The sequence below is a fragment of the Labrenzia sp. OB1 genome (genome assembly GCF_001624695.1).
Classification (GTDB): Bacteria; Pseudomonadota; Alphaproteobacteria; order Rhizobiales; family Stappiaceae; genus Roseibium.
In genome coordinates this window covers 207,431-233,151 of sequence record NZ_JSEP01000003.1, presented here as the reverse complement: position 1 = coordinate 233,151, position 25,721 = coordinate 207,431, and the positions used below count along the sequence as shown (strand labels likewise).

24 protein-coding genes are annotated in these 25,721 nt (G+C 60.4%); 16 read left to right on the top strand and 8 right to left on the bottom strand.

Annotated features, from left to right (window positions below; genetic code table 11):
* Positions 1 to 3: 3 nt before the first annotated feature.
* Complete coding sequence (locus OA90_RS05560; protein ID WP_068408333.1) at positions 4 to 534, bottom strand: gamma-glutamylcyclotransferase; 531 nt, start codon at positions 532 to 534, stop codon at positions 4 to 6.
* A 186-nt stretch (positions 535 to 720) separates the two neighbouring features.
* Here OA90_RS05560 and OA90_RS05555 point away from each other — a divergent pair, with 186 nt between their 5' ends.
* Positions 721 to 1,755, top strand: a complete 1,035-nt coding sequence (locus OA90_RS05555) for a DUF2125 domain-containing protein (RefSeq protein WP_068408332.1) — start codon at positions 721 to 723, stop codon at positions 1,753 to 1,755.
* Positions 1,756 to 1,821: 66 nt separating this feature from the next.
* Here the strand turns inward: OA90_RS05555 and OA90_RS05550 are convergent, their stop codons facing one another.
* Positions 1,822 to 2,283 carry a GNAT family N-acetyltransferase gene (locus OA90_RS05550; protein WP_068408762.1) on the bottom strand — a complete coding sequence of 154 codons (462 nt, stop codon included), beginning with the start codon at positions 2,281 to 2,283 and terminating at the stop codon, positions 1,822 to 1,824.
* Positions 2,284 to 2,435: 152 nt separating this feature from the next.
* Between OA90_RS05550 and OA90_RS05545 the strand changes: the two genes are divergently transcribed.
* The 3 genes from OA90_RS05545 (at position 2,436) to OA90_RS05535 (ending at position 4,541) form a co-directional block, all read left to right on the top strand.
* Complete coding sequence (locus OA90_RS05545) at positions 2,436 to 3,329, top strand: EamA family transporter (protein WP_068408330.1); 894 nt, start codon at positions 2,436 to 2,438, stop codon at positions 3,327 to 3,329.
* A gap of 101 nt (positions 3,330 to 3,430) precedes the next feature.
* Positions 3,431 to 4,315 carry a CoA ester lyase gene (locus OA90_RS05540; protein WP_068408760.1) on the top strand — a complete coding sequence of 295 codons (885 nt, stop codon included), beginning with the start codon at positions 3,431 to 3,433 and terminating at the stop codon, positions 4,313 to 4,315.
* Positions 4,316 to 4,337: 22 nt separating this feature from the next.
* Positions 4,338 to 4,541 (top strand): DUF1737 domain-containing protein, encoded by a 204-nt coding sequence (locus tag OA90_RS05535; RefSeq protein WP_068408328.1) that lies wholly within the window; start codon positions 4,338 to 4,340, stop codon positions 4,539 to 4,541.
* Positions 4,542 to 4,719: 178 nt separating this feature from the next.
* Here OA90_RS05535 and OA90_RS05530 read toward each other — a convergent pair whose 3' ends face one another.
* Positions 4,720 to 4,959, bottom strand: a complete 240-nt coding sequence (locus OA90_RS05530; protein WP_208985980.1) for a hypothetical protein — start codon at positions 4,957 to 4,959, stop codon at positions 4,720 to 4,722.
* A gap of 149 nt (positions 4,960 to 5,108) precedes the next feature.
* On the opposite strand from OA90_RS05530, the gene OA90_RS05525 reads away from it, so the two are divergent.
* From OA90_RS05525 to hflC, 6 genes are all read left to right on the top strand, one after another.
* On the top strand, positions 5,109 to 5,843 hold the full coding sequence (locus OA90_RS05525) for a Crp/Fnr family transcriptional regulator (protein ID WP_068408756.1): 735 nt from the start codon (positions 5,109 to 5,111) through the stop codon (positions 5,841 to 5,843).
* A 169-nt stretch (positions 5,844 to 6,012) separates the two neighbouring features.
* Positions 6,013 to 6,819, top strand: a complete 807-nt coding sequence (locus OA90_RS05520) for a transglutaminase family protein (RefSeq protein WP_068408326.1) — start codon at positions 6,013 to 6,015, stop codon at positions 6,817 to 6,819.
* 275 nt (positions 6,820 to 7,094) lie between these two features.
* Positions 7,095 to 7,367, top strand: coding sequence for a hypothetical protein (locus OA90_RS05515; RefSeq protein ID WP_068408324.1), 273 nt, complete (start codon positions 7,095 to 7,097; stop codon positions 7,365 to 7,367).
* 39 nt (positions 7,368 to 7,406) lie between these two features.
* On the top strand, positions 7,407 to 7,760 hold the full coding sequence (locus OA90_RS05510; protein WP_068408322.1) for a hypothetical protein: 354 nt from the start codon (positions 7,407 to 7,409) through the stop codon (positions 7,758 to 7,760).
* Between the two features lie 310 nt (positions 7,761 to 8,070).
* Complete coding sequence (hflK, locus tag OA90_RS05505; protein ID WP_208985979.1) at positions 8,071 to 9,015, top strand: FtsH protease activity modulator HflK; 945 nt, start codon at positions 8,071 to 8,073, stop codon at positions 9,013 to 9,015.
* Positions 9,012 to 10,046: a protease modulator HflC gene (gene hflC / locus OA90_RS05500; RefSeq protein WP_068408318.1), complete on the top strand. Its 1,035-nt coding sequence runs from the start codon at positions 9,012 to 9,014 to the stop codon at positions 10,044 to 10,046. The genes hflK and hflC overlap by 4 nt, the downstream gene beginning before the upstream one ends.
* Positions 10,047 to 10,197: 151 nt before the next feature.
* On the opposite strand, the gene OA90_RS05495 is transcribed toward hflC, so the two are convergent.
* The 4 genes from OA90_RS05495 to OA90_RS05480 all read right to left on the bottom strand — a co-directional run bounded on the left by OA90_RS05495 (position 10,198) and on the right by OA90_RS05480 (position 15,977).
* Positions 10,198 to 11,172 carry a hypothetical protein gene (locus OA90_RS05495; RefSeq protein ID WP_068408316.1) on the bottom strand — a complete coding sequence of 325 codons (975 nt, stop codon included), beginning with the start codon at positions 11,170 to 11,172 and terminating at the stop codon, positions 10,198 to 10,200.
* A 73-nt stretch (positions 11,173 to 11,245) separates the two neighbouring features.
* On the bottom strand, positions 11,246 to 11,893 hold the full coding sequence (locus OA90_RS05490) for an outer-membrane lipoprotein carrier protein LolA (protein ID WP_068408314.1): 648 nt from the start codon (positions 11,891 to 11,893) through the stop codon (positions 11,246 to 11,248).
* A gap of 95 nt (positions 11,894 to 11,988) precedes the next feature.
* Complete coding sequence (locus OA90_RS05485) at positions 11,989 to 14,757, bottom strand: DNA translocase FtsK (protein ID WP_068408312.1); 2,769 nt, start codon at positions 14,755 to 14,757, stop codon at positions 11,989 to 11,991.
* Positions 14,754 to 15,977, bottom strand: a complete 1,224-nt coding sequence (locus tag OA90_RS05480; protein ID WP_068408310.1) for an aminotransferase class I/II-fold pyridoxal phosphate-dependent enzyme — start codon at positions 15,975 to 15,977, stop codon at positions 14,754 to 14,756. The genes OA90_RS05485 and OA90_RS05480 overlap by 4 nt, the downstream gene beginning before the upstream one ends.
* A 176-nt stretch (positions 15,978 to 16,153) precedes the next feature.
* Between OA90_RS05480 and OA90_RS05475 the strand changes: the two genes are divergently transcribed.
* Positions 16,154 to 16,810 (top strand): SGNH/GDSL hydrolase family protein, encoded by a 657-nt coding sequence (locus tag OA90_RS05475; RefSeq protein ID WP_068408309.1) that lies wholly within the window; start codon positions 16,154 to 16,156, stop codon positions 16,808 to 16,810.
* A 28-nt stretch (positions 16,811 to 16,838) separates the two neighbouring features.
* Here the strand turns inward: OA90_RS05475 and OA90_RS05470 are convergent, their stop codons facing one another.
* Positions 16,839 to 17,093 carry a DUF1674 domain-containing protein gene (locus tag OA90_RS05470; protein ID WP_068408307.1) on the bottom strand — a complete coding sequence of 85 codons (255 nt, stop codon included), beginning with the start codon at positions 17,091 to 17,093 and terminating at the stop codon, positions 16,839 to 16,841.
* Between the two features lie 157 nt (positions 17,094 to 17,250).
* On the opposite strand from OA90_RS05470, the gene htpX reads away from it, so the two are divergent.
* From htpX to OA90_RS05445, 5 genes are all read left to right on the top strand, one after another.
* The gene (gene htpX, locus OA90_RS05465; RefSeq protein WP_068408305.1) at positions 17,251 to 18,213 is read left to right on the top strand and encodes a zinc metalloprotease HtpX; all 963 of its coding nucleotides are present in this window, start codon (positions 17,251 to 17,253) and stop codon (positions 18,211 to 18,213) included.
* Between the two features lie 258 nt (positions 18,214 to 18,471).
* The gene (locus OA90_RS05460) at positions 18,472 to 19,761 is read left to right on the top strand and encodes a transcription antitermination factor NusB (protein WP_347876831.1); all 1,290 of its coding nucleotides are present in this window, start codon (positions 18,472 to 18,474) and stop codon (positions 19,759 to 19,761) included.
* A 128-nt stretch (positions 19,762 to 19,889) separates the two neighbouring features.
* Positions 19,890 to 21,665, top strand: a complete 1,776-nt coding sequence (locus tag OA90_RS05455; protein ID WP_068408755.1) for a heparinase II/III family protein — start codon at positions 19,890 to 19,892, stop codon at positions 21,663 to 21,665.
* A gap of 96 nt (positions 21,666 to 21,761) precedes the next feature.
* Entirely contained in the window at positions 21,762 to 23,378 is a 1,617-nt protein-coding gene (gene purH / locus OA90_RS05450) for a bifunctional phosphoribosylaminoimidazolecarboxamide formyltransferase/IMP cyclohydrolase (protein ID WP_068408301.1), read from the top strand.
* Between the two features lie 181 nt (positions 23,379 to 23,559).
* Positions 23,560 to 25,671, top strand: coding sequence for a methyl-accepting chemotaxis protein (locus OA90_RS05445; RefSeq protein WP_068408753.1), 2,112 nt, complete (start codon positions 23,560 to 23,562; stop codon positions 25,669 to 25,671).
* Positions 25,672 to 25,721: the final 50 nt, after the last annotated feature.

The following is a 25,721-nucleotide window of genomic DNA, read 5'->3' as shown; positions in this document are numbered from 1 at the left end:
GCCTTAAGTCTCCGATTTGCCGTTCAGCCGTGCGGCAAGGGAAGCCAGAGCGGTGTCCGTGATGCCCAACTTCTCAAGGTGGGCGGCGGTGTTGAGGACATATTCCGGATTTGCACCGGATTGTCCGACCGCACCGCTCACGATGCCCAGTTGCTCTTCCAGCGGCAGAGCGCCGGCATATTGCGGGTGGCCGTGATCGACCATGTAGACGAGTGCTTCCACCTTTTCACCGCTTACGAGCTCGACCGGATGCCAATGCTCCTTGTAAACCATCGTGGCCTGCTCGCGGGCACGCAGATAATCGAGCGTTTGCGGCCAGATGTCGGCGGACACCTGATAGGCCTTGCCATGACAGGCACCGCCATTGTCGAGGCCGAAGACAAGCCCAGGCCGTTCCTGGGTGCCGCGGTGAACCCAGGAATAAACACACAGCGCCCGATGAGCTCCCCTCAGGAGCGCCTGCTCGGTGCGCAGGTGGTCAAATCCCGGATTCCACATCAATGATCCGTAGCCAAATACCCAAAAATCGCTCATATCGTCCTGTCATAGTTTCCGCAGGCGTATCGAGTCACATCGACGCAAGCCTTTGGAGCATGTCCCACCAATATGGATTCATTTGATGGCGATAAACAGTTCACTTGGCAAGGCGCACCGCGCGATACGGCGCATCGATCGTGACCGCCCAATGCAACAGGGAGTGCTCGAAAGGTGACGTCTGCCGTGAAAAAGTCAACAAAATCAACGAAACGCCGCTACATTTTCCTGTTGGCCGCCGTTGTCCTGGTGACGGCCGGCTGGTCCGCCGCCTGGGTTTACGGCCGTTCGGTCCTGGCCGATCAACTCGACCTGCAATTGACCCGGATGGCGGGAGCCGGACTGGTGGTCTCCTGCGCGGATCTTGCCATACGCGGTTATCCCTTCCGTTATGAAGTCAGTTGCACGGACATGCGCTCGCGTGACCGCGACGGGACTGCCGCATCGCTCGGTGGACTGCATGCGGTTGCATTGGTCTATAATCCCCGACACGTGATCTTCGAGGCCAAGACGCCGGCGGCTTTGATCAGTCCGATGACAGGTGTTTCCGGTAACATCGCATGGGAGACTGGCCGGGCCAGCCTGAAATTTCGAGAGAACGCGCTGGGCGAGCTCAATGCGGTTGTCCGGAAGCCGGAAGCTGCCATTGAAAATGCCGTCTCCGCGGGTGTGTTTTCAGCAGAGAAGGCCGAAGTTCATATACGCGAAGCACCGGATCTGGCCGGTGCACTGGATGGTTATGTCTCGATTGATGCGCTGAAGCTGGTGTCCCTGCCGGATCTTCTGGACACGGTCGATCTGCGCGGCAGCATCCGGATTGTTGGAGGAACCGTCCTGCTGGCGGGTGCGGATCTTGCCACTCTCGTCCGCATGAACGGTGAAGACCTGCCCGTAAGACTGGATCTCCTCGAAGCGTCCATGGGGAGCAGTTCCGTCTCGTCCAGCGGCGAAATACTGGTTCACGGTGACGGGACGCTGTCAGGCAGCGTTGCGCTGACACTTGGCAATGCAACGGCTTTGCTGCAGTCGCTCAAGCCATTGTTCCCGCCGAAGGATCAAACCTTCGCGCTTCTGGAAAGCTTTATCGGCAGCCTGAAGACTGCACAAAGCGCGGATGGCGTTGCCCTGATCACTCTGCCGGTGAAGATAGATCGTGGCGCCGCGAGCGTGGGTTTCATGCCACTTGGACGAATCCCGGCGCTGTTTCCGGCGGGCATGTAGACACCGCCTGTCAAACGAGGCCGATCCGAAAGACAATCCGCGATAACGGAGCCGGAAATCCCCGGCTCAATCTCCTGCGAGACGGTCAATCGGGATGAGATAGCTCTTGCGATGATCAGGCTCGGCGATCTTTTCATATAGCGCGACGGCGGGAGTGTTCTTGCCCGGTACGATCCAGCGCAAATGCAGCCAGCCACGGCTCTGGCCTACGACGACCAGGGTTTCAATGATCCGTCGGCCGATGCCTTGGTTGCGGTGATCGGGATGAACATATATGTCGTCCAGCTGCCCGATCCGCAGGCCTGTGATCAGTTCGGGCAGATCGAAGAAAACCGCAAAGCCGACCAGTTTTTCGCCTTCAAAGGCTCCGACGACCTCGGCCGTCTTGTCGCCAAGGATCCGCTCCGCGTAATACTCGTCCGGACGGCGCGGCGCACCGCGTTTCAGCGCCTGGGCGTTTTCGGCGATAAGCGGGGCAAGCTGGTGGGCATCATCCAGACCAAGGGCCCTGATTTCCGTCTTAGACATGAATTCCCCGGAAGTGACAAATCGTTGAAGCAAATCGCACCATGTCCCGAAACCGGAGCAAGGATCAAGGACTTCGAGAAAATTCGCGTCAACTCTTTCGCCGCTTCCAGTTTCATGCGATGTGCTCGGGCCGGACATCAAGCAGGGTTGCCATGACGGACGCAAAACGGGTGAAAGCAACGATCATCGGATTGAGCGCCGTTCTGATGTGGGCGACTCTCGGTCTTTTCGGTGCCGGCTCCGGCCAGGTTCCGCCCTTTCTGCTCAATGCGCTGTGCTTTGGAATTTCGGGAAGTCTGGCGCTTGTCTGGCTTCTGGCAACAGGCAAGCTGAAGCTGCTGCGCCAGCCGCTCCGCGTCTGGGCTTTTGGCACCTTTGGTCTGTTCGGATTTCATTTTTTCTATTTCACCGCAATCCGCAACGCTCCGCCGGTGGAAGCCAACCTGATCAACTACACATGGCCGTTGCTGATCGTTCTGTTTTCTGCCTTCCTGCCGGGCGAGAGGCTGCGCCTTCACCATATCGCCGGAACGGTCCTGGGGCTGGCAGGGGCAGTTCTGCTTATCTCCGGCGGCGAAGGTCTTTCGTTTTCGGGTGGATCGGCTCTCGGGTATGCTGCCGCGGTCACCTCCTCGCTCTTCTGGTCGAGTTACTCCGTCCTGTCTCGGCGTCTCGGGGCCGTGCCGACGGAAGCCGTCGCCGGTTTTTGTCTGCTGACCGCGCTCCTTTCGGCGCTGTGCCATGTTATGCTGGAACAGACAGTCTGGCCTTCGGGGGCGCTGGAATGGGCGTCCCTGCTCGGGCTTGCCCTCTTTCCGGTGGGGCTTGCCTTCTTCACCTGGGATATCGGCGTGAAGCGCGGCGACATCCAGGTTCTGGGCGCGGCAGCCTATTCGGCGCCGCTCCTGTCCACGCTTCTCCTGATCGCGTTCGGGTTCGGCGCGCTGACGTTTTCGGTTGCCATCGCCTGCGTGGCCATAACCGTCGGCGCGGTCATCGCGGCGAAGGACATGCTCTTCAGAAAGCGGCAAGACAAGCGCCGCTGAGCCGGGGGCGATGCCGGCCTTCCCCCTTCGGAGCATTCCACTTCGTCTCATGATCCTCTAGGTTGACCGAATTCTGTTTCGACAGCCAGCAGGACCCGACGATGACCGCAGTTTTCAAGCCCCGCCGCTCTGCTCTTTACATGCCGGGGTCAAATGCCCGTGCGCTGGAAAAGGCCAGAACGCTGGATGTCGATTGTCTCATTCTGGATCTGGAAGACGCTGTTGTGCCGGATGCGAAGGAACTGGCCCGGACGCAGATCGTCGATGCGGTGAGTGCGGGCGGTTACGGCGAGCGCGAGGTGGTCGTCCGGATCAACGGTCTGGGTACGCCCTGGGGAGAGGATGATCTTGCGGCGGCCGTCAAGGCCGGGCCGGATGCGATCCTGGTGCCGAAGGTCAACAACCCCGCCGATTTGCAGCGCATTGCCCACAAGTTGTCCGTTCACGGGGCGTCTCACGACTTGAAACTCTGGGCGATGATGGAAACGCCGGAAGCGATGCTGAACGCCGGGGCGATCGGTGCCTGCGGCAAGGATCCGGAAGTGCGGCTATCCTGCGTTGTCATGGGCACCAACGATCTGGCCAAGGAAACCCGTGCCCGCCTGATCCCGGGCCGGGCGGCCATGACGCCCTGGCTTATGACCTGCCTCGCGGCGGCGCGGGCAGGCGGTATCGACATCCTCGACAGTGTCTTCAACGCCTTTCAGGACGAGGAAGGTTTCAAGGCCGAATGCGCGCAGGGTGTCGAGATGGGCATGGACGGCAAGACTCTGATCCACCCGAAGCAGATCGGCCCCTGCCACGCGGCTTTCAGCCCTTCGGAAGAAGAAGTCGCCTGGGCGCGCCGGATCAATGCGGAATTCGACAAACCGGAAAATGCCGACAAGGGTGCGATCCAGGTGGACGGCAAGATGGTGGAACGGCTACATGCGGAAATGGGCCGCCGGGCGATTGCCATCGCCGATGCGATTGTGGCCCGAGGCTGACTGCAGGAAGCGAGAGATATCCATGAAGCTTTATCGGTTCATCACCGGCATCGACGACAGCGAATTCTGCCACCGTGTGACCCAGGCGCTCAACAAGGGCTGGGATCTCTCCGGTTCCCCGTCGCTGACTTATGACGCCACACGGGGCGCGACCATCTGCGGTCAGGCGGTGACGAAGGAAGTTCCGGGCGACTACTCGCGGGACATGAAACTCGGCGATTACTGAAGCTCGGGGCCTTCCGGAAGCCGTAAAGCGTTTTCCTGAATTCAAAGGCTTCGGGCAGGGCCGTTCTGTAAGCGCATCGACGCTGAAGCGGCCGGGTTGACACTTGAGGAGTCCGGGCATGGGCCGGCGTGGGACAGACAGGATGTCTCGCAGGTGAAGGCGCAGTGCTCGCTCCGGTCTAAGGCCGCCTTACAGAGCTTCCGTTGTCGATGATCCGATTGATCAGTTCGGCAACGGCCAGATGAGTTTGCCTGACCTCATCGGGACCGACGGCGTTCTCGTGTGTGGCGGCCGCATCACGCAGAACCCCCTCGATTTCGTGCTCGGGAAGAAGGTTTTGATCGCCCAGGGCAAGCAGCAGTGCCTCGCAAATCGAGAGAGCTGCCATGCCTGAAAGGTCTTTCTGGTCGGGCATCATGGTCGCCCCTCTTGGGAATTAAGCTTCAGGACCGGTCGGGAGCCTGACGAACTTCACTACAGTCGCAGAAAGTGCGGTATGGTGAACTGATCGAAAGCAGTCCCTGTGCAGACGTCTTCGACAGTTTTTCAACGGGTTGGGAGTGGCCTTTGCACGCATATGAAGAGAGCCCCTTCACCCGGAAGCTCGCCGCATTTGTGGTTCTTTCAAAGAATGAACTCTCTGTGCTGGAGCGTCTGCACGAGCGGCGCAAATCCTTCAGGGTCGGAGTTGACCTCGTGCACCAGGGACAATCCGAACAGACGGCGTATATCCTGTCGGAGGGCTGGGTGTGCTCCTACAAGATCCAGCGCGATGGAACGCGACAGATCGTTGATTTCCAGATACCCGGTGATTTTCTCGGGTTGCGCAGTGTTTTGCTTCGGGCCTCGGACCATAGCTTTGAGCCGATCACGGATATTCAGGCGGCCGAAGTGTCGGCCGGCGACCTTTTGGAGGCATTCGCGCAGACCCCCCGGCTGGCGACCGCCATTTTATGGGCGGCGTCAAGAGACGAGGCGATGGTGGTCGAGCATCTCGTGGGTCTCGGACGCCGCCCCGCCAACGCGCGTATGGCGCATTTCCTGCTCGAGCTTGGAGCCCGGCTGCTGCTGGTCGGTCTGGGGGACAAGTCGGGATATGCCTGCCCGCTCACGCAGTATCACCTTGCGGACGCGCTGGGGCTCAGCGCGGTTCATGTAAACAGGGTTCTGCGGCATTTGCGGGAAGACGGACTGGTCACTTTCCGCAACGGCCATGTGACATTCGATGACTATGACCGGCTGATCGATTTTGCCGAATTCGATCCCGCATATCTGGATCAGGCCGGGCCGTTGTTGTTGTGAAAGCCGGTCAACCGGCAAACCGCAGTCATACCCGATTCTGACCTTGTTTGGGTCCACACCCTAACACCGATCAGCATGCCGCGCGCTGGTTTCACGCTATCCTCAGTACCGCCAGCCCGGGCATGCCTGCCGGATCGTTCGGGCGCCGGACCGCGTGAGGAATAGATAAATGAGAATAAGTCTGGGTTGCCGTCTTAGTTATCAGTTACCACAAGCGACACCGATGATCGCGATGCTTAACGTGCATTATTCCCGTTTCGGCGACCTCGAGCGCCCGGATTATCTGACGACCTCCCCCAGTGTGCCGCTGGAAAGCTATCGCGACGGCTTCGGGAACTGGTGTACGCGGCTGGTTGCGCCGCCAGGTGTTTTCACGCTGACCACCGACGGCATCATCCGTGACCTTGGACAGCAGGATCCGGTATCTCCCGGTGCCAAGCAGCACACCGTTCAGGATTTACCGTTCGAGACACTCGTCTACCTGCTGGGAAGCCGGTATTGCGATACGGACCTTCTGTCGGATGAAGCCTGGAGACTGTTCGAAGGTACGCCCTCCGGTTGGGCGCGGGTTCAGGCCATCTGCGACTACGTCCACCGTCATATCACTTTCGGGTACGAGCATGCGCGATCCACCCGCACCGCCTCCCAGGCGCTCGCTGAAGGGCGCGGGGTTTGCCGCGACTTCACGCATCTGGCGATCAGCTTCTGCCGCTGCATGAACATTCCGGCGCGCTACTGCACCGGTTATCTCAGCGATATCGGCGAGCCGGAGCCGCATCCTCCCGGAGATTTCGCCGCGTGGATGGAGGTCTATCTCGACGGTCAATGGTGGATGTTCGATCCGCGCAACAATGTGCCCAGGTTCGCCCGGGTTCTTATCGCTCACGGACGTGATGCTTCCGATGTACCTTTGACCCAGACCTTCGGACAGAACACACTGACAGATTTCAAGGTGTGGACGGAAGATGCGCGATAACGCCTATCCGGTTTTTGTTTCAAGGTGAAATTGCCACACGCCCCTTGATCCTCGCCATGGCAGCATTGGCAATGACCGTCTCTCCGGTCGACGCAAGAAGCCGCCAGTCCTGTGTATCGACAGGAAAGATTTCGGCGGACGCTAACGTCGATCAGGGCGAAACGCCTGATTACTTAATACGTTCATTGAAATCTTCATGCGCTGCGACGATCTGGCGGGCGGATGTCGGTGGGGGCGTTTCAGAAAAATCTACAGCAAGTTGATGGAGTCCGGCGATGAAAACACGGTCATCCAGATCGATAGTGACCTTTTTCCGCCCGTTCACACTGGCGGGCAATCCTGACGTGATTCCCGCCGGCGACTACGAGGTTCTTATTGAAGAAGAACGTCTGGAAGGCCGGGGTTTCCTCGCCTACCGGAAGACGGCGACTTACGTGTTCGTCGCCGGCAAGGGCGGCAAAGCCGGCAGGATGGAGAAACTCGATGTTTCCGGGACAGACCTGGAAACAATGCTCAGCCAGGACCGGGACATTCCCGAAAATACCTAAAAAGAGCGATGCGGCGCTTTCTCCGCAGGAGGACTTGAAATGAATACTCCCGAATGGTTGAAACCCGCGATTGTTGGCGCAGGCGCTGGGGCGGTGGCCCTCGCTATCCTCGGTTTTTCCTGGGGTGGCTGGGTCACCGGCGCAAGCGCGAGCAAGATGGCGAACTCGATGTCGGAAGACAGCGTTGTCGCGGCTTTGGTGCCCGTTTGTGTCGACATTTCCCGTTCCGACGCGGAACGTGTCAGCAAGCTGGCCGCGATCCGCGAAGCCTCCACCTACAAGCGCCGTGATGTTCTCATGGAAACGGGTTGGGCGACGGTCCCCGGTTCTGATGCTCCCAGCCGGGATTTGGCAAAGGCTTGCCTGACGGCGCTCGAGATCGACAAGTCGTAATCGGGACTGGCTGAACAGCCGCGAAACCGCGGCCGGCGGCGCATGGGTCAAAAATCCGGTTTGGCGGCAAACGGGCGCGCCTGACTCCGGATTGCAGAGCACGTTGACAAGATGGCGCCGAAAAGTGCCATCCGCTGCCTCTTATTCCCCGAAAACAGCAGGAAGAAACCTCTTGGCTTCACAGAATTCCGCATCGGAAAACCAGGGACCGTGGAATAACACCACCCCTCGCGCACCGCCCGAAATCGAAGCCCTTTTCCGGCAAGGCAGGCAACTGTTTGGCGGGATGGGGTCCGGGGGCCCGCCGTCCTTGAAAAGAATTCTGGCAATCGGCGTGATTGCCATTGCAGCGATTGCCGCATGGTCTTCGTATTACACTGTTCCCAGCGATTCGGTCGCGGTTGTCCAGCGTTTCGGCAAATACATTTCGGAAGTTCCGCCAGGACTGCATTTCAAATTCCCGATGGGTATCGACGTCGCCACAATCGTTCCGGTGGAGCGCCAGCTCAAGCAGGAATTCGGCTTTTCGACACCCGGTGCGGTTGATCCCTATCAAAGCCCGGCGGACGGCCGCCGCGAGACGGAAATGGTCACCGGTGACCTGAACGCCGCCCTTGTGGAATGGGTGGTGCAATACCGGATTTCCGAGCCGTTGAAGTTCCTTTTCGAAGTGCGCGAACCCGGTGCGACGCTCCGATATGTGTCGGAGTCCGTGATGCGCGAAGTGGTTGGCGACCGGACTGTCGATGAAGTTATCACCATCGGCCGGCAGGAAATCGAGACCGAAGCGCTATTGAAGATGCAAACCCTGACGACAAAATATGCCATGGGCATCAGCATCGACCAGGTACAGCTTAAAAACATCAATCCTCCTGAACCTGTCCAGGCGTCCTTCAACGAAGTCAATCAGGCGCAGCAGGAGAAGGAGCGTCTGATCAACGAGGCACGTCGGGAATACAGCAAGGTCATTCCGCTGGCAGAAGGCGAAAAGGACCAGCGTATCCGCGAAGCCGACGGTTACCGGCTGAAGCGCATCAATGAAGCTGAAGGCGATGCAGCACGATTCAGCTCGCTTCTGGCTGAATATGTCAAGGCACCCGCGGTCACAAAGCGGCGGATCTACATCGAGACGCTTCAGGATGTACTGCCCTCGATTCAGTCGAAGATCATTGTCGACGGATCGACCGGAAGCATTCTGCCTCTTCTCAACCTCGACCGGCAACAGGGTGCCCAGCAACAGGGGGTAAAACCATGAAGCTCGTTTGGGGAATTCTTGCCGTAGTCGCCGCCGCTGCCGTCGTGACCGCCTTTGCCGCCGCTTATACGGTCAACGAAGTCGAACAGGCTATAATCACCCAGTTCGGCAAACCTGTCGGCGCGCCTGTCACGACGGCAGGTCTCAAGTTCAAGCTGCCGTTTGTCCAGGTCGTCAACCGGATCGATCGCCGGGTTCTGGAGTGGGACGGCAATCCATCCGACATGCCCACCAAGGACAAGCTCTACATTTCCGTCGATCTGTTCGCGCGCTGGAAGATCACGGAACCACTGCAGTACTTCCTGCGTCTTCGCGACGAACGCAGCGCTCAGTCGCGTCTCGATGACATTCTGGGTAGCGAGACACGAAATGCGGTTGCCAAGCACGAACTGATCGAGATCATCCGCACCACAAAAGGACGAACCCCGTTGAGGGATTCGCTTCTGACCGATGACGAGCTCGCGCAGGATATCGGCGCGTTGCTTCCGATCCAGAAAGGGCGCGCTCTCGTCGAGCAGGAAATCTTTGCAGCCGCGGCGGAAAAGGTCCGCGTCTTCGGGATTTCCCTTCTCGATATCCGGTTCAAGAGGATCAACTACAACGAAAGTGTGCGGCCGAAGATCTATGATCGGATGGTGTCCGAACGGCGCCAGATCGCCGAACGTTTCCTGTCCGAGGGTAATGGCGAAGCGGCGAGAATTCGCGGCAACAGGGTGCGGGATCTGAACAAGGTCCAGTCCGAAGCCTACCGGGCGGTTGAGGAAATCCGGGGGGTGGCCGATGCCTCGGCGGCTGACATCTATGCGCGGGCATACAACATCGATCCCCGCGCAGCGGAGTTCTACGAGTTCACGCGAACCATGCAGGCCTACAAGGACATGATCTCCGGGGGGACGACGCTTGTTCTGTCAACGGAAAGCGATCTCTTCAAATTCCTGAAGGGAGTGGGGCCGGAAGATTCAAATGCCCCAAATCAACACCCCGCTTTCAGCCCGGCAATCTCAAGCAAGGTTGGTGCTTCCGAAGAATGATCCAGGCGTTCTTCCACTCTGTCACGTAGAAATCGTTCATCAGACCTCCATTCAAATCTGATTGGAGGTCTGATGAAATGAGGAGACGGATCGAAGTCGACCGTGGCGCCGGGTTCTGGAACCGGGCTCCGCCGCTTTTCGCCAATATCCTTCACATGACAAAAAGCGCCGCGAAAAGCGCTTCATAAGTCTTTTCAACCAGCGCGGCTTCCTGGGCACCCTGCCGGGACAGGTTGCTCAGGCCCGGCGCGGCGTTGACTTCAAGAATAATGGCGGGAGTGTCCGGGTGGCTGTCATCCGGCAGGATCAGGTCCACCGCGGCATAGCGCAGGTTCAGAACCTCGGCCGCGCGCCGGGCGATGGTGGTCAGGCCGGGAGAGAGATCCGAGGGGGCGATCCGGGCAGTGCCACCGGATGAAAGATTGGCGACAGGCAAGAGCGTGACGGTTTGTCCGGGGGCCAGCACGGTTTCCGGATGCCAGCCATGTTGCGACAGCTCGAAATCAAGTCGACCGTCAGCGCCATCGATGCGCGGCTCCGCCTCGATCAGTTCGGCGAGGGTTCGCTGGCCGTCGCCTTTCACCTTCGGTGGATGCCTTTCGACAGCGGCAAGGATCTCGCCGTCCAGCACGATCACCCGCAGCTCCGTTCCGACGATCTCTTCCTGCAGCAGCAGCTGGTCGTGACGCTTTGCCAGCATAGGCAGGGCTTTCTGAAGCGCGTGACGTGTGTCGATTCGCATCACGTCCCTGCCTTCGCGTCCGGTATTCGGCTTTACGAACAACGGGAAGCCGGTTTGTTTGGCGAAATCCAGAACACTGTCCGGCAAGCGTGTGCAGTCGCGGATCTCGGCGGCGGAAATGAACTGCCCGGCCGGGACCGCCAGTCCGGCCTGCTTCAGGAACATGGCGGCATAGGCCTTGTCATTGGCGATTTCCGCCGCGCCGTAGCTGTTGAGATCGAAGCGCGTACCCTTGAAGAACCAGCGCCTACCAGCGGGACTTTCGACTTGTCCCGCATGCCCATGCGGGTCGGCGGCCGTCAGGCGCAGTCCGTTGCGTTGGCAATAGGTTTCCAGCAACCGGAACACCAGTGAGCGGGTTTGGGCTGTGGGTGTCTCGGTCATGCTTTGCAGGATCCTGCAGGGCTGGCGAGTTTGCGGTTCGACGGACCGCAGAGCCCAGGGCGATGTCGGCCCGTCAGTTCTGGTTCTGGCGGGCGTTGGACAGGTAGTCGATCTTGAAGAGGTCCGGATTGGTCGGGCCATTGGAGACAACGTTATAGACCGCGACGGAGGTGTCATAGCCCTGCTGGTCGGTGACGGTCCATTGCTTGAGGGCATAGTCCTTGGCATCGAAAATCAGCGTCAGCGTGCCGGAATTGAACTTGGTCTTGTCGAAGATCGTCACGGTGACGAGATCCTCTTCAACCAGAACGTTGGTGACGTTCGTGTCCTTCTGAAGATTGATGTCGTCGGACAGCAAGAAGCGCAGCGGGGTCTGGCCCAGCGGCCAGATGTCCTGGGTGTTCAGTTTGCGGTCGCGCACGGAAACGGACGTCCCGTCCGCCACGATGTCAAGGACCGACGGCTTGTTGTAGTAGAACCGGACCTTGCCGGGACGGGCCATGTAGAACTTTCCGTCCGACTGGCTGCCGTCAGGGCCGAACTGGATGAAGTCGCCATGCATGGTCTTCACGGAATTGAAGTAGGCATTCAGGTCCTGAAGGGTTTCCTGTTCCTCGGCGGTCAGGGCTTGCGCGGCCGTCATTGCCGTTACAGACAGGATCACGGCAAGCGCCGTCCGCAGGAGTGGCTTGAGCAGGCATTGAGCGAAGCGTTTCAGCATGAGACAGTTCCCTAAGTCGTTAGCGTCGCCAACCGGTATCTTAACACTACAGTCTAGCTAGTCACCGTGTGTGGCGAAGCTTTGGCAAATGCGGCCTAAAAATCGTCCTCAACACCGTTTTGCACGAGAATCTCGCGTTTCCCGGCGTGGTTCGCGGAACTGATCAGACCTTCCTGCTCCATGCGTTCAATGAGAGACGCGGCGCGGTTGTAGCCGATCGACAGGCGTCGCTGGATATAGGAGGTCGAAGCCTTCTTGTCCTTGAGCACGATGGCGACCGCCCTGTCGTAGAGGTCGTTGCTCTCGTCGCCGCCGCCCGAGCTTCCACCGCCGTCATAGGGGCTGTCGCCGCCTTCGTCCTCTTCGGTGACGGCTTCCAGATATTGCGGTGTGCCCTGAACCTTCAGGTGCTTGACGATGTCCTCGACCTCATCGTCGGCCACGAAAGGCCCGTGGACGCGCTGGATGCGGCCACCGCCGGCCATGAACAGCATGTCGCCCATGCCGAGCAGCTGTTCGGCGCCCATCTCGCCAAGAATCGTGCGGCTGTCGATCTTCGACGTCACCTGGAAGGAGATACGGGTCGGGAAGTTCGCCTTGATGGTGCCGGTGATGACGTCCACGGACGGACGCTGGGTCGCCATGATCAGGTGAATACCGGCGGCACGGGCCATCTGGGCGAGCCGCTGGATCGCGCCTTCGATGTCCTTTCCGGCAACCATCATCAGGTCGGCCATCTCGTCGACCACAACGACGATATAAGGCATCGTCTCGAGCGGCAGGTCCTCGTCCTCGTAAATCGGTTGCCCGGTGTCGCGGTCGAACCCGGTCTGGACGGTGCGGGTGAAGCTTTCGCCCTTTTCCAGCGCCTGCTTGATGCGGGTGTTGAAGCCGTCGATGTTGCGGACGCCCATCTTGGACATTTTCCTGTAGCGGTCCTCCATCTCGCGGACGGTCCACTTCAAGGCGACGACGGCTTTCTTCGGATCGGTCACGACCGGTGTCAGGAGGTGCGGAATGCCGTCATAAATGGACAGTTCCAGCATTTTCGGGTCGATCATGATCATCTTGCACTGTTCGGGGGTCAGCCGGTAGAGCAGGGAGAGGATCATGGTGTTGATCGAGACGGATTTACCCGAACCGGTGGTCCCCGCCACCAGCAGGTGCGGCATGCGGGCCAGGTCCGCGACGACGCTCTCTCCGTTGATTGTCTTGCCAAGCGCAAGCGCCAGTTTCGATTTGGATTTCTCGAAGTCCTGGGCCGCCAGCAATTCACGCAGATAGACCGTCTCGCGGCGGGCGTTCGGCAGTTCGATGCCGATGGCGTTCTTGCCCGGAATGACCGCAACGCGAGCGGAAATCGCGCTCATGGAACGGGCGATGTCGTCCGCAAGCCCGATGACACGGGAAGACTTGATACCCGGCGCCGGTTCCAGTTCGTACAGGGTGACGACGGGTCCGGGGCGCACCTCGAGGATTTCGCCGCGCACGCCGAAATCTTCCAGCACGCCTTCCAGGATACGGGCATTCTGCTCCAGTGCGTCCGGGGAGAGCCCGGGCACCTTGCCCCCCACCTTCGGCTCTGAGAGAAGGTGCAGAGGCGGAAGCTCGTATTCCTCCGGCGCGCCGAGAAAGGAGGGCTGGGCCTCGTCGATAGCGCGCTTGCTCTGTTTCGGACGCGGAGCAGGAGGGATGACCCGGCCGGCTTGAGGTGCCTGTCCGGTAGACTGCGGTGCGGAGGCCTTAGGGGCCGGTTCAGGTGCGGCAATGCCGATCGGGACCGCCGGGCGGCCGGAAACCGGTCCCTTGTCGATCAGAAGTTCGTCCGGCGCGAATGTATCGCCTTCGTCCTCGAGCGGATCATCGGCATAGATTTCCTCGCCATCGGCATAGCGCCCACGCTGGTAGAATTCGTCCAGGCCGTCATCGTCCCCGCCGGGGAGCAGACGGCCGGTCAGGGCGCGGCGGAATGCCTTCAGACGGCTGCCGTGATGTGTGTCGTCGGCCTCAAGATCGTCATCGTCATCAACGTCCTCGTCTTCATCCCAGATCTCTTCCTCAGGATGCGAAGAGCGTTTCAAACCCGTCATACGGCGAAGCTGGGCGACGGACTGCAGTCCCCAGTGCGCCAACTGGCCGACAAAGGCGCTTGCCATGAGGCTGAGGCGGGATTCGCCATCTTCGTCGTCGAGGCCAAGATCCTCTTCCAGCGACTTGCCGTGACCCTTGGGCGCTGCGGAGGGTTCGGTGCGCTCCGCAGGGCGGCCGGCGGAGCCGAGCCAGCCGGCTGCCGCCAGCAGGAAAAGCACGGAGGGAACGCCCAGGCCGAGGCCGCCGACGATGGTGGCGGCGCCACCGGTCATGTTGGAGGTGATCAACGCCGGAACCTTGTGGACCATATCCCCGAAGAAGCCGCCAAGGCCAGTAGGCAGCGGCCAGCTATCGGGAACCGGCAGCGCGGCAAGAGCGCCCGCGGCAAGGCCGGAACCGATCAGCCAGTAGAAAAGGCGTTTGCGGCCGATGCCCAGGTCGTGGCCTGTGAGCAGGCGCCACCCCCACAGGACCAGGGGGATCAGAAAGACAGCGGTCGCCAGACCGATGGTCTGCATGACGATATCGGCAAGGACCGCGCCGGGCGCGCCGAGCGCGTTGCGAACCGGTCCACCCGTTGCGTGATTGAGGCTCGGGTCGCTGACTGACCATGTCGCCAGCGCTGCTGCCAGCATCGCCGCGACGGCGATGATGGCAAGACCTGCCGCTCCGACAAGATTGCGCCGGAGGAAGCGTTTGATCGGGCTTTCGGTGTCCAGCAGGTTCACTGAAGACCGGCGGCCGTTTCCGCGGACTGCGCTCGCCCGTCTCATGCGTTTTCTCCCAACCAGGTTGCCATGCGTTCAAGTGCGATTTCGGTCTTCTCAAGCGGTGCGACCAGACCGACGCGAATGTAATTTCGTGCCGGATTGCTGCCATCGGGCTGATCCGATGCCAGGTAACTTCCCGGCAGGACCTTGACGCCGGTCGTTCGCCACAGATCGCGGGTCACGGTCACGGAGTCCCCCCATCTGCCGGTATCGAGCCACAGGAAGAACCCTGCTTCCGGGGTGACGGGGCCGAGGATCGGGTTCAAATGCCGCTCCGCCGCCTTGAATTTCTCGTTGTAGAGCCGGCGGTTGTCGATGACATGGTCCTCGTCCTGGTAGGCCCGGACCGCAACGGCCTGCGCCGGCAGCGGAACCTGCGGCGCGGCCAGGCCGCGGAAGCGGGCCCATTTCGTTAAAAAATCCGGGTCGCCTGCTGCAAAACCACAGCGTAGCCCGGCCAGATTGGATCGTTTCGACAACGAATTGAGCACAATGACATTGGAAAAACCGCCGCCCATCACTTTTGCCGCTTCCAGAATGCCGGGGGGCGGGGTCTCGCGGTAGATTTCCGAATAACACTCGTCGGCGAAAATGAAAAACCGGTGCTTGCGCGCCAGTCCGATCAGGCGCTGCCAATAGGCGATATCGGCGACATAGCCTTCCGGGTTGGTCGGTGAGGCGATGTAGAATGCGACAGTTCTTTCAAGGAGGTCCGCATCGAGACTGTCGAGATCGGGCAGAAAACCGTTGGCGGCCACCGCATCCAGCAGGACGGCTTCGGCATCGGCCACATGAGCCGCGGCGGCGTAGGTCTGGTAGAAGGGGTTGGGCAGTATCACCACCGGATGATCCAGCCCCTTGTCGAGCTGGTCCCGTGCGGCGATGGCGCCGAAGGACAAGCCCTCACGGGAGCCGTTGAGCGGCAGGACCCCGTGCTCCGCATCGATCATGCCACCCAGAGTGTAGCGCCGTTCCAGCCAGGAGGCGACTGCGGTGCGGAACTCCGGCGTGCCGGTGATCGGCGGATAGCGACGGAAACCGTCGATGTTTTCCATGAGCACGTCCGCCGTGAAGGCGGGAATCGCGTGCTGCGGTTCACCGATTGTCATGACGATCGGGTCGCGACCGGGCGTCTCGCCGTCCAGGAGTGCGGCAAGGCGTTGAAAAGGATTGGAATGCGGAAGGGAAGCTCCCCGCCTGTAGGCTTTCTGGCTGACAATCATGAACGATCCGGCAGTCGTTACGCAAAACTTTGAGCCGACCCTAGCGTGTCCTTGGTAAATCTCTTATTAACCAAGGATAAATGTCAGTGGTTCTTTCATGAAATTTCGGGCACGGAAGTGCCGGGAACCGCTCTACTCCACGGCGCAGCATCTTGATCCGATAAAGAAGGTTTCTCATGCCGGAAGGAAATGAACCGATTTCCGTGGTCTGTTTCGGAGATTCCCTCACCTGGGGCTTCAATCCGGTAGACAAGTCCCGCTACGGCCATAGCATTCGCTGGACGCGGCGGATGCAAGGTGAACTCGGGCGCGAGTTCTACGTCCTGGAAGAAGGCGTCAACGGGCGCACCACCGTTTACGACGATTCTGTGATGGGCGACAGGAACGGTCTTGAGCACCTGGGAACCGTACGCCGGACCCATATGCCCATCGATATCCTGATCATCATGCTGGGAACGAACGATCTCAAGACGCGGTTTTCGACAAATGCGGAGACCATCGCAGCTTCCATGGGCCGCCTTTTGGATTTCGCCCGCAGGCCGACCGATGACACCGAAGGCCGGGCACCGAAAGTGCTGCTGATGTCGCCGCCACCGCTGGGTCGCCTGGAGGGAACGCCCTTCGCGGCGCAATTCGATGACAGGAGTTACAGGGAATCCCACCGGCTTGCCGGCTGCTACCGGGACAAGGCGGCGGAATACGGTGCGGCGTTTTTCGATACGGGTACCGTGATTTCGGCCAGTCCGATCGACGCCATTCACTTCGATGCCGAACCGCAGGCGGATCTGGCCAGGGCGGTTGCCTGCGAAGTCCGCAAGCTGGCGGAAGCGTGAGCCGGTATTACCGTGTGAAGCCCGGCTCTCAGAAATCCACCGTAAGACCCTTGATTTCCCAGTCGTCATAGCGCGTCGGCTCGAGTCCGCCGCGGCCGTTGAGTTCTTCCGGCATGGCCTTCTGTTTCGCATCGATCTGCTTGCGCCGTTCCTCGGCTTCGCGCAGGGCCCTCTGGGCCGCGGGCGGCAGATCCTCGAAGTTCCTTTTCGGCGCGTTTTCGTTTTCCGCTTTCAGTGAGGGAACTTCGGTCGATGTATAGGCAGAGGTGGTTTTATCTGTCATCGGCTCATTGTCTTCAACATTAGGCTTCTGTCACACACATATAGGTCAATCTTGCCAAGAATGGCAGCAATCCCCATCTTCAATCCTGAGGCGGGCGTTCAGGGCGCTCTTCTCCGGCTATATTTGACCCCTGAACAGGAAACGGATCACAGCGGCGATGAACTACGTTCGCACAGCGATGCTTTTGGCGGGGATGACCGCCCTTTTCATGGGGATAGGCTTCATGATCGGTGGCCAGTCGGGCATGATTATTGCCCTGGCAGTGGCTGCAGCCATGAACCTGTTCAGCTACTGGAATGCGGACAAGATGGTCCTGCGCATGCATCATGCGCGCGAGGTTGATGAACGCAGCGCACCGGACTATTACCGTATGGTGCAGGGGCTCGCGCGCAATGCCGGTCTGCCGATGCCCAAGGTCTATATCATCGACAATCCCCAGCCGAACGCCTTCGCCACCGGCCGAAACCCGCAGAATGCTGCGGTTGCGGCCACGACAGGCCTCTTGAACATGCTTTCTCCGGAGGAAGTCGCCGGGGTGATGGCGCATGAACTTGCGCATGTGAAGAACCATGACACGCTGATCATGACGATCACCGCGACGATTGCCGGTGCGATCTCCATGCTGGCCAATTTCGCTTTCTTTTTCGGCGGCAACCGGAACAATCCACTTGGACTCGTCGGAGTCATCCTGATGATGATCGTTGCCCCCATGGCGGCGATGGTCGTTCAGATGGCGATTTCGCGAACGCGGGAATATGCGGCCGACCGGATGGGTGCGCAGATCTGCGGCGAGCCTCTGTGGCTTGCCTCGGCGCTCGGCAAGATCGCGGGGGGCGTTGAACGGATCCACAATCCTGACGCGGAGGCCAATCCGGCAACGGCGCATATGTTCATCATGAACCCGCTGTCCGGCGAGCGGATGGACAATCTGTTTTCCACGCATCCCAACACCCAGAACCGCATCGACGAGCTGCGCAAGCTTGCGGCCGCCGGCCTGGGCACCGGTGGCCGGGCCGCCTTCAGCGGCGAGCCCGCCCCGGGTTCTTCCGGACCATGGGGCCGTTCCGAACGGACGACCCGTTCCGCAACCGTGACCCGGCCAAAAGGGCCGTGGGGATAAGGCTCCGCCGGGGTAACGTGCGCAATCAGGCCTGGTTTTCTGCTATGTAGCGCTTTCACATGAAAGCACGTTGATCTAGAATGCACTTATTGCGCCGCAGCCGGACGACCGGTCTGCGGCGCTTGGTTTTCATGCAGGTCCGGTTGTCCGGACCGCAAGTAGGACAGGTAGTTGAGAAGTCCGTCGAAAAGATCCCCGGGACCCGCCGGGAAGCAGGATCAGGAGAGATCCGAAAACCCCGGATACGCAGCCCGCAAGGTGGCAGCGGATATCCTTGGGAATGTCGTTTATAAAAAGCGGCCGCTGGACGGCGAGTTCGATGCCGCCTCCGGTCATTCGGGCCTGCGGGCGCTCGCAGGTAATGACCGCTCGCTGGTGCGAGCGATCCTGGGAGCCGCCCTGAGGCATCGCGGAGAGATTTCCATCATTCTGGACAGGCTGCTGGACCGGGGCATTCCGGAAAAGACCGGCCGGGTGCTGGACATCCTGCATGTGGCGATCGCGCAGATGCTTTATCTCGACATTCCGGACAGGGCCGCCGTTTCGCTGGCGGTCGAACATGCCGGGGCGGATCGCCGGGCACGGCCCTACAAGGGACTTGTCAATGGAGTGCTGCGGCGCCTGGGACGGGAACGGGAAGATGTCACGGCGGATATCGACGCGGACACGGTGAATACCCCGGACTGGCTCATGGAAAGCTGGCTGGCAGCTTACGGAGCGGAGACGGCGCGCGAGATCGCCAGGGCACATCAAACTGAAGCGGCGCTGGATCTGACAGTGAAGTCGGACCCGCAAGGCTGGGCCGAAAGGCTCGGTGGTCAGATTGTCGGCGCCGGCAGCGTGCGGCTTACGCGAAAAGGGCCGGTGGAAGCCATTGAGGGCTTTGAAGACGGCGAATGGTGGGTCCAGGACGCGGCCGCCGCGCTGCCCGTGCATCTCCTCGGCGATCTCCGGGGTGTCAAGGCTGCCGATCTTTGCGCCGCGCCCGGAGGCAAGACAGCGCAGCTCGCCGCGGCCGGGGCCGAGGTGACGGCGGTCGATATTTCCAAGGGACGGCTCAAGCGCCTCACCGAGAACATGGCCCGTCTGGGCCTGACGGTACGCACGATCGCGTCCGACCTCAGGAACTTCGCACCGGATGAGCCGTTCGATGCGGTCCTGCTCGATGCGCCTTGCGGAGCAACGGGGACAATCCGCCGTCATCCGGACCTCCCCTGGACCAAACAGGCGTACGATATTGAAAAACTGAGTGAAATCCAGTCCGATCTCCTGGACAGGACTGTCGGCTGGGTAAAGCCGGGCGGGGTGATCGTCTATTGCACCTGTTCGCTGGAACCGGAAGAAGGCGAAGCGCAGGCGGCGGCGTTTGCCGAGCGTCGGGCGGGGCAGGTCAGGCTTGAGCCGATTGAGGCTTCAGAAGTCGGCGGCCTCGGCCATCTGATCACCGAGACCGGTTATTTGCGCTGCCTTCCATGCCATGAGGCGGGCGCCGGTACGGACCTGAAAGGTATGGACGGGTTTTTCGCTGCGAGATTCAGACGGCTTTAACGCGGCATAAACTGTTCACTTGCAATGTTCATCTAAATGAAATGCTAACCTTAATGCATTGTTTTCAAACTACGAAGCCGGAGATACCCAATAAACACGCATAAACCATCAGTTGCGGGGATGGTTTGGTGAATATCGCTAGCCTCAATGAAAGAAGTCTCGTCTGGCGTCTTGTGGCACTGCATGTTTGGCAACGTTCCCTTAAATGGATGCATGGCGGACCGATCTTTCGCATGCAGCCGTTTTCGGCCGTGCCGTCGCGTCTGCTTCTTGCCCCGCAGGATCTGCGCACCGCCGATGCGACCAATGCCGCCGACATTTACGGTGGGCGTTTCCTGTTTTCCGGCCATCTGATCGAAACCCAGGGGCGGTCTCCCTTCGAACTGGAGGCCGCGCACGAGGACTGGCAGCGCGAACTGCATTCCTTCGGCTGGCTGCGCGACCTGCGGGCCGCCGACAGCCACATTGCCCGGCAGAACGCCCGGGCGCTGGTCGAGGACTGGATCCGCTACTGCGGACGCTGGCACCCCATCGGCTGGGAAGCCTCGGTCGTGACGCGGCGCATCCTTTCGTGGCTGGCGCATTCCCCTTTCATACTTCAGGACGGCGATCACGAATTTTATCGCGGTTTCGTCAAGTCTCTCGCCCGGCAGATCCGTTACCTGCGCCAGACCATCAACGAAACGGAAGACGGCGTCGAACGGCTTCACGCGGCTTTGGCGATCTCCTCGGCCTGTATCTCCATGGCGGGTCAGGGCCGGTTCGCCCGGCAGAGCATTCGCCGTCTGGAGCATGAACTGAACCGGCAGATCCTCCCCGACGGAGGGCATATCTCCCGCAATCCGCGCGCGCTTATCGACATTCTCGCCGATCTTCTGCCTGTTCGGCAGGCGTTTGTCGCCCAGGGTCTTGAAATGCCGCCCGCCATGCTGCAGTCGGTGGACAGGATGATGCCGCTGCTGCGGTTCTTCCGCCATGGTGACGGCGCCCTGGCCCATTTCAACGGCATGGGCTCCACGCCGAACGATCTTGTGGCGACGATCCTGGCCTATGACGATGCAAGGGGCGCGCCGCCCCTCAACGCTCCGCATTCCGGATATCAAAGGTTGAGCGGCGGGAACTCCGTCGTTCTGGTCGATACCGGCCCCGCCCCCGAACCCGGTGTGTCCGGCGATGCCCATGCCGGGTGCCTGTCCTTCGAGTTTTCCTCCGGACAGAACCGCATCGTCGTGAATTGTGGTGTGTCGCCGAAGTCCAATCCGCTCTGGCGCAAGGTGAGCCGGTCGACCGCCGCGCATTCCACCGCGACCATCGAGGATACGTCCTCCTGCCATTTCCTGTCTGACAGGCCTTTCGGTCACCTGCTCGGTGCGCCGATACTCTCCGGCCCAGTCAAGGTTCCGGTGGAACGCGAGGACGACCAGGCCGGAAGCCGCATCATCGCGTCACATGACGGCTATGCCTCGCATTTCAGAGTGATGCATCAAAGGGATCTGCGTCTGTCGGGCGACGGAACGGTGCTCGACGGCATCGACACGTTCTCCGCGGTAGGAGCCATCGATCCGGAGCACCACTACGCAATCCGATTTCATCTTTATCCGGGAACGAAAGCATCGCTCATTCGCGGTGGAACGGCGATTCTGCTGGTGTGCCGCGACGGTGAAGCCTGGGAGTTCGACGCTCATGGAAGCGAGCCGCTTCTGGAAGAAAGCATCTATCTGTCGGATGTGTACGGTCACCGGAAGGCCGAGCAGATCGTGATCGCGGGCTCCGTGCAAGAAGAGCCGTCCGTTGGCTGGCAATTCCGCAAGACGGCTGCTGCCAGGCTGAGCAGGCGCGGCACCAGCGATTTCGACGAACCGGCTGAATTGCCGCTTGAAGAACCGGAGTCGGACGCGTCCTGAGATCTCGCCGGAAAAAGATCTGGGATCTTTCGATTTGCCTGAAGACGTGTTAGGGCGACCCTTCTTCCCGGATCTTCCTTATCGCGAGGCAAATTCATGGCCATTGTGTCCAAAGCCGTTCCTGTTCCCGACCTGGTTCCCGTCAAGCGCGCGCTGCTTTCGGTTTATGACAAAACCGGTCTCGTCGACTTCGCCCGGGCCCTTGCGGACCGTGGTGTCGAACTGGTGTCGACCGGCGGGTCGCACAAGGCGCTGAAGGACGCCGGGCTGGCGGTTCTGGACATTTCCGAAGTCACGGGATTTCCGGAAATCATGGATGGCCGGGTGAAGACGCTGCACCCGATGGTCCATGGCGGGCTCCTGGCCATCCGGGGCGATGGCGATCATCAGGCAGCCATGGCGGCGCACGGCATTTCCGGCATCGATCTGTTTTGCGGCAATCTTTATCCCTTTGAAGAGGTTGTCGCTTCCGGTGCCGATTATGCCGCCGGCATCGAGAACATCGACATCGGCGGGCCGGCGATGACGCGGGCCGCAGCGAAGAACCACGCCTATGTGACAGTCGTGACCGATCCGGCGGATTACGTCACCGTTATCGCCGAACTCGACGCAAATAACGGGCAGGCGCCGGTTGTTCTGCGCAAGAAACTGGCGCTGAAGGCCTTTGCCCGCACAGCGGCTTACGACGCGGCGGTTTCCAACTGGATGGCAGACCAGCTTGACGAGGCTACCCCTGCCCATAGGGCAGTTGGCGGTGAATTGGCCGAAGTCATGCGGTATGGCGAGAATCCGCACCAGACGGCAGGTTTCTACAAGACCGGCGAAAAACGCCCGGGAGTGGCGACCGCGCGGCAGCTTCAGGGCAAGACACTTTCCTACAACAACATCAACGATACGGATGCGGCTTTTGAGCTGGTCAGCGAGTTCGATCCGGCCCGTACCGGTGCGGTCGCCATCATCAAGCACGCCAATCCGTGCGGTGTCGCCGAAGGGGCGACCCTGAAGGACGCCTATGAGAAGGCGCTCCGCTGCGACCCGGTCTCCGCCTTCGGCGGTATCGTTGCCCTGAACAGGACGCTGGATGCGGCGGCGGCGGAAGAAATCGTCAAGATCTTTACCGAAGTGATCATAGCGCCCGGCGTGGATGACGCGGCCCTCGAAATCATCGCGGCAAAGAAAAACCTCAGGCTGCTCGTCACCGGCGGTCTCGCGGATGCCCGCGCCAAGGGGCTGTTCGTCAAATCCGTCGCAGGGGGTCTTCTGGTCCAGTCGCGTGACAATGGCGTGGTTGATGATCTCGACCTGAAGGTGGTCACGAAACGCGCGCCGAGCGAGCGGGAGCTGGCGGATCTCAAATTCGCCTTCCGGATTGCCAAGCACGTCAAGTCCAACGCCATCGTCTACGCGAAGGACGGGGCGACGGTTGGCGTCGGCGCCGGGCAGATGAGCCGGGTCGATTCCGCCCGGATCGCCGCCCGCAAGGCGCTGGACGCAACCGAGGCCGCAGGTCTTGCGGAACCGCTCACCAAAGGCTGTGTGGTTGCCTCGGATGCGTTCTTCCCCTTCGCGGATGGACTTCTGTCAGCGGCGGAAGCCGGGGCAACCGCCGTTATCCAGCCGGGCGGCTCCATGCGCGACGAAGACGTCATTGCCGCGGCGGACGAAGCCGGGCTTGCCATGGTCCTGACAGGCATGCGGCATTTCCGGCACTGATACCGCTTAGATTTCGCTGTTACCGATTCAGCTATCCAATATGAAAGTATTGTGACAATTCACTATATTACTGTCATAATTACCTAGTTTTGAAGGTCTTGTTAACGACCGGGGGGTAGCGTGTGTGAAGTTGCGGTAGATGACCCATCTGCCCATTTTTGCAATGCGCGGAGACTGCCCTGTGTTTAGGAAAGCGAAGGTAACGACGAAGCTGATTGTCGCGAGTGCAGCGACGATGACTGTGGCTTTGGTGGTTGGTATCAGTGCCATCGGCTGGCAGGCTTCGCGGATCACGGGTGATCTGGCGCGGGCGGAGGCGGAAACAGTCGCCCACGAGCAGGCGCAGCTCGTTCAGCGCAACCTGGAAAAAGGCCTGAAATCGGCACAGGCGCTTGCCAGCGTGCTCAGCGGCTTGAAAAAAGCCGAAGTCGTCGACCGGCAGGCCTGGAACGCGGTTGTCGAGAACCTGGCGCTGACCAACCGGGATCTGTCCGGAGCCTGGGGCGCGGTCATCGGCGACCAGCTTGACGGCAAGGATGCGGAATTCGCCGGTGACAAGACCTGGGCAGAGAACGGCGCCTGGCAGCCGTATTATTTCCGCAAGGCGGACGGCAGCCTTGCCTACCGGCCAATCGATGAAATCAATGTCGGCGATATGAGTGACGAATCGCAGCTGTGGTTCAACGGCGCTTATGTGGCGAAAAAAGACTATATGACCGAACCCTACAGCTGGGAAGCCGACGGCAAGACCGTCACCGGTGTTTCCTTCGGCATTCCGGTCCGGAACGGCGGCAAGGTGATCGGAGTTGCCGGCGGGGATATTCTGCTGACGCCGCTTTCCGAAGTGCTTGGTCAGCAAAAACCTCTCGACACCGGTTCGGTTCATCTCCTGTCGCAAAACGGCATGTGGATCGCTCATCCCGATGCAGAGGTTCTTGGCAAAGCGTGGTCGGAACGGCGGTCCGAAGCGGATCTGGCGGTTCAGGACCAGTTGCTGAAGGCGGTCCGGAACGGGGAGCCGTTTGCCTATGAGGGCTATTCGAATTCCCTCAGCGCTGATGTTTATCGCATTGTCATGCCGGTTGCTGTTGGTGGCACCGATGCGAGGCTGGCGGTCGTCGTCAACGTTCCGAGCGAAACTCTGAATGCGGCTTCCAGACAGATCACGATAATGATCGCCGGTGTCGGAGTGGTCCTGCTTCTTGTTGTCGCCCTGTCGATCTACCTGGTCGGCAACAGCATCGTCCGCCAACCGCTCAAGCGGGCGGTTGCCAGCATCCAGGCACTGATCGACCGGCGATACGACGAGCCGATCGAGGATACGGACAGGGAAGACGAAATCGGCGAGATCAGCAAGGCACTCGAGGTTTTCCGCGAAAAAGCACTTCAGGCCGAAGAACTGTCCGCCCAGCAGGAAGAGATCCGGCATCAGCAGACGGCCCGGGCCGAGCGCATCAGCGAATTGTCCCACAGTTTTGATATACAGATCTCGGAGCTGACAGAGACGGTCTTGTTGCAGGTGCAGGACCTGAATGCGGCTTCCGGCTCACTGACCGCCGGTGCGGACGAAACAAGTGAGAAAAGTACGGCGGTCGCCGCCGCCTCCGAAGAAGCGTCGTCCAATGTGGAAACGGTCGCCTCCGCGGCGGAAGAACTCATGGCATCTGTCAGCGAGATCTCCCGCCAGATGACCCGGTCCACGGAAATCGCCGCCCATGCGGTCGATCAGGCCCATGCCACCAACATCAAGATCGAGGGGCTGGCCATGGCGGCCAACCGGATCAGCGAAGTGGTCAAGCTGATTACCGACATCGCCGAGCAGACCAATCTCCTGGCGCTGAATGCGACCATCGAGGCGGCCCGCGCCGGAGAAGCCGGCAGGGGCTTCGCGGTCGTTGCCGCCGAAGTGAAGGAACTCGCCACCCAGACCGCCAATGCGACGGAAGAAATCTCTCAGCAGATTCAGTCCGTGCAGACCGAAACCGCCGGTTCCGTGGACGCGATCAAGGGAATTTCGGAAACCATCGAGAAAATGAACGAGATTTCCTCGAGCATCCAGACCTCTGTCGAACAACAGGGTCTTGCAACGGATGAGATCGCCCGCAACATTCAGGAGGCCTCCAACGGCACCCAGGATGTCGCGCAGAACATCGTCAAGGTTGCCGCCTCCGCCGACGACACCGGCAATGCCGCCCGTCAGGTCAGCGCCTCGGCCAACGTTCTGCAGGCGGAAGCCAACAGGCTGCAGCAGGAAGTCGAAGGCTTCCTGGGGAACGTGCGCGAGGTCGGCTGACCGTTTCGCAACTGCCTGGAAAATCAGACGCGCCGGTGTTTTCGCCGGCG

Bases quoted from the DNA above. Each gene is read 5' to 3' on its own strand.
- OA90_RS05560 (WP_068408333.1), bottom strand. From the start codon at position 534: ATGAGCGATTTTTGGGTATTTGGCTACGGATCATTGATGTGGAATCCG.
- OA90_RS05550 (WP_068408762.1), bottom strand. From the start codon at position 2,283: ATGTCTAAGACGGAAATCAGGGCCCTTGGTCTGGATGATGCCCACCAG.
- OA90_RS05545 (WP_068408330.1), top strand. From the start codon at position 2,436: ATGACGGACGCAAAACGGGTGAAAGCAACGATCATCGGATTGAGCGCC.
- OA90_RS05540 (WP_068408760.1), top strand. From the start codon at position 3,431: ATGACCGCAGTTTTCAAGCCCCGCCGCTCTGCTCTTTACATGCCGGGG.
- OA90_RS05535 (WP_068408328.1), top strand. From the start codon at position 4,338: ATGAAGCTTTATCGGTTCATCACCGGCATCGACGACAGCGAATTCTGC.
- OA90_RS05530 (WP_208985980.1), bottom strand. From the start codon at position 4,959: ATGATGCCCGACCAGAAAGACCTTTCAGGCATGGCAGCTCTCTCGATT.
- OA90_RS05520 (WP_068408326.1), top strand. From the start codon at position 6,013: ATGAGAATAAGTCTGGGTTGCCGTCTTAGTTATCAGTTACCACAAGCG.
- OA90_RS05515 (WP_068408324.1), top strand. From the start codon at position 7,095: ATGAAAACACGGTCATCCAGATCGATAGTGACCTTTTTCCGCCCGTTC.
- OA90_RS05510 (WP_068408322.1), top strand. From the start codon at position 7,407: ATGAATACTCCCGAATGGTTGAAACCCGCGATTGTTGGCGCAGGCGCT.
- hflC (WP_068408318.1), top strand. From the start codon at position 9,012: ATGAAGCTCGTTTGGGGAATTCTTGCCGTAGTCGCCGCCGCTGCCGTC.
- OA90_RS05495 (WP_068408316.1), bottom strand. From the start codon at position 11,172: ATGACCGAGACACCCACAGCCCAAACCCGCTCACTGGTGTTCCGGTTG.
- OA90_RS05490 (WP_068408314.1), bottom strand. From the start codon at position 11,893: ATGCTGAAACGCTTCGCTCAATGCCTGCTCAAGCCACTCCTGCGGACG.
- OA90_RS05485 (WP_068408312.1), bottom strand. From the start codon at position 14,757: ATGAGACGGGCGAGCGCAGTCCGCGGAAACGGCCGCCGGTCTTCAGTG.
- OA90_RS05480 (WP_068408310.1), bottom strand. From the start codon at position 15,977: ATGATTGTCAGCCAGAAAGCCTACAGGCGGGGAGCTTCCCTTCCGCAT.
- OA90_RS05475 (WP_068408309.1), top strand. From the start codon at position 16,154: ATGCCGGAAGGAAATGAACCGATTTCCGTGGTCTGTTTCGGAGATTCC.
- OA90_RS05470 (WP_068408307.1), bottom strand. From the start codon at position 17,093: ATGACAGATAAAACCACCTCTGCCTATACATCGACCGAAGTTCCCTCA.
- htpX (WP_068408305.1), top strand. From the start codon at position 17,251: ATGAACTACGTTCGCACAGCGATGCTTTTGGCGGGGATGACCGCCCTT.
- purH (WP_068408301.1), top strand. From the start codon at position 21,762: ATGGCCATTGTGTCCAAAGCCGTTCCTGTTCCCGACCTGGTTCCCGTC.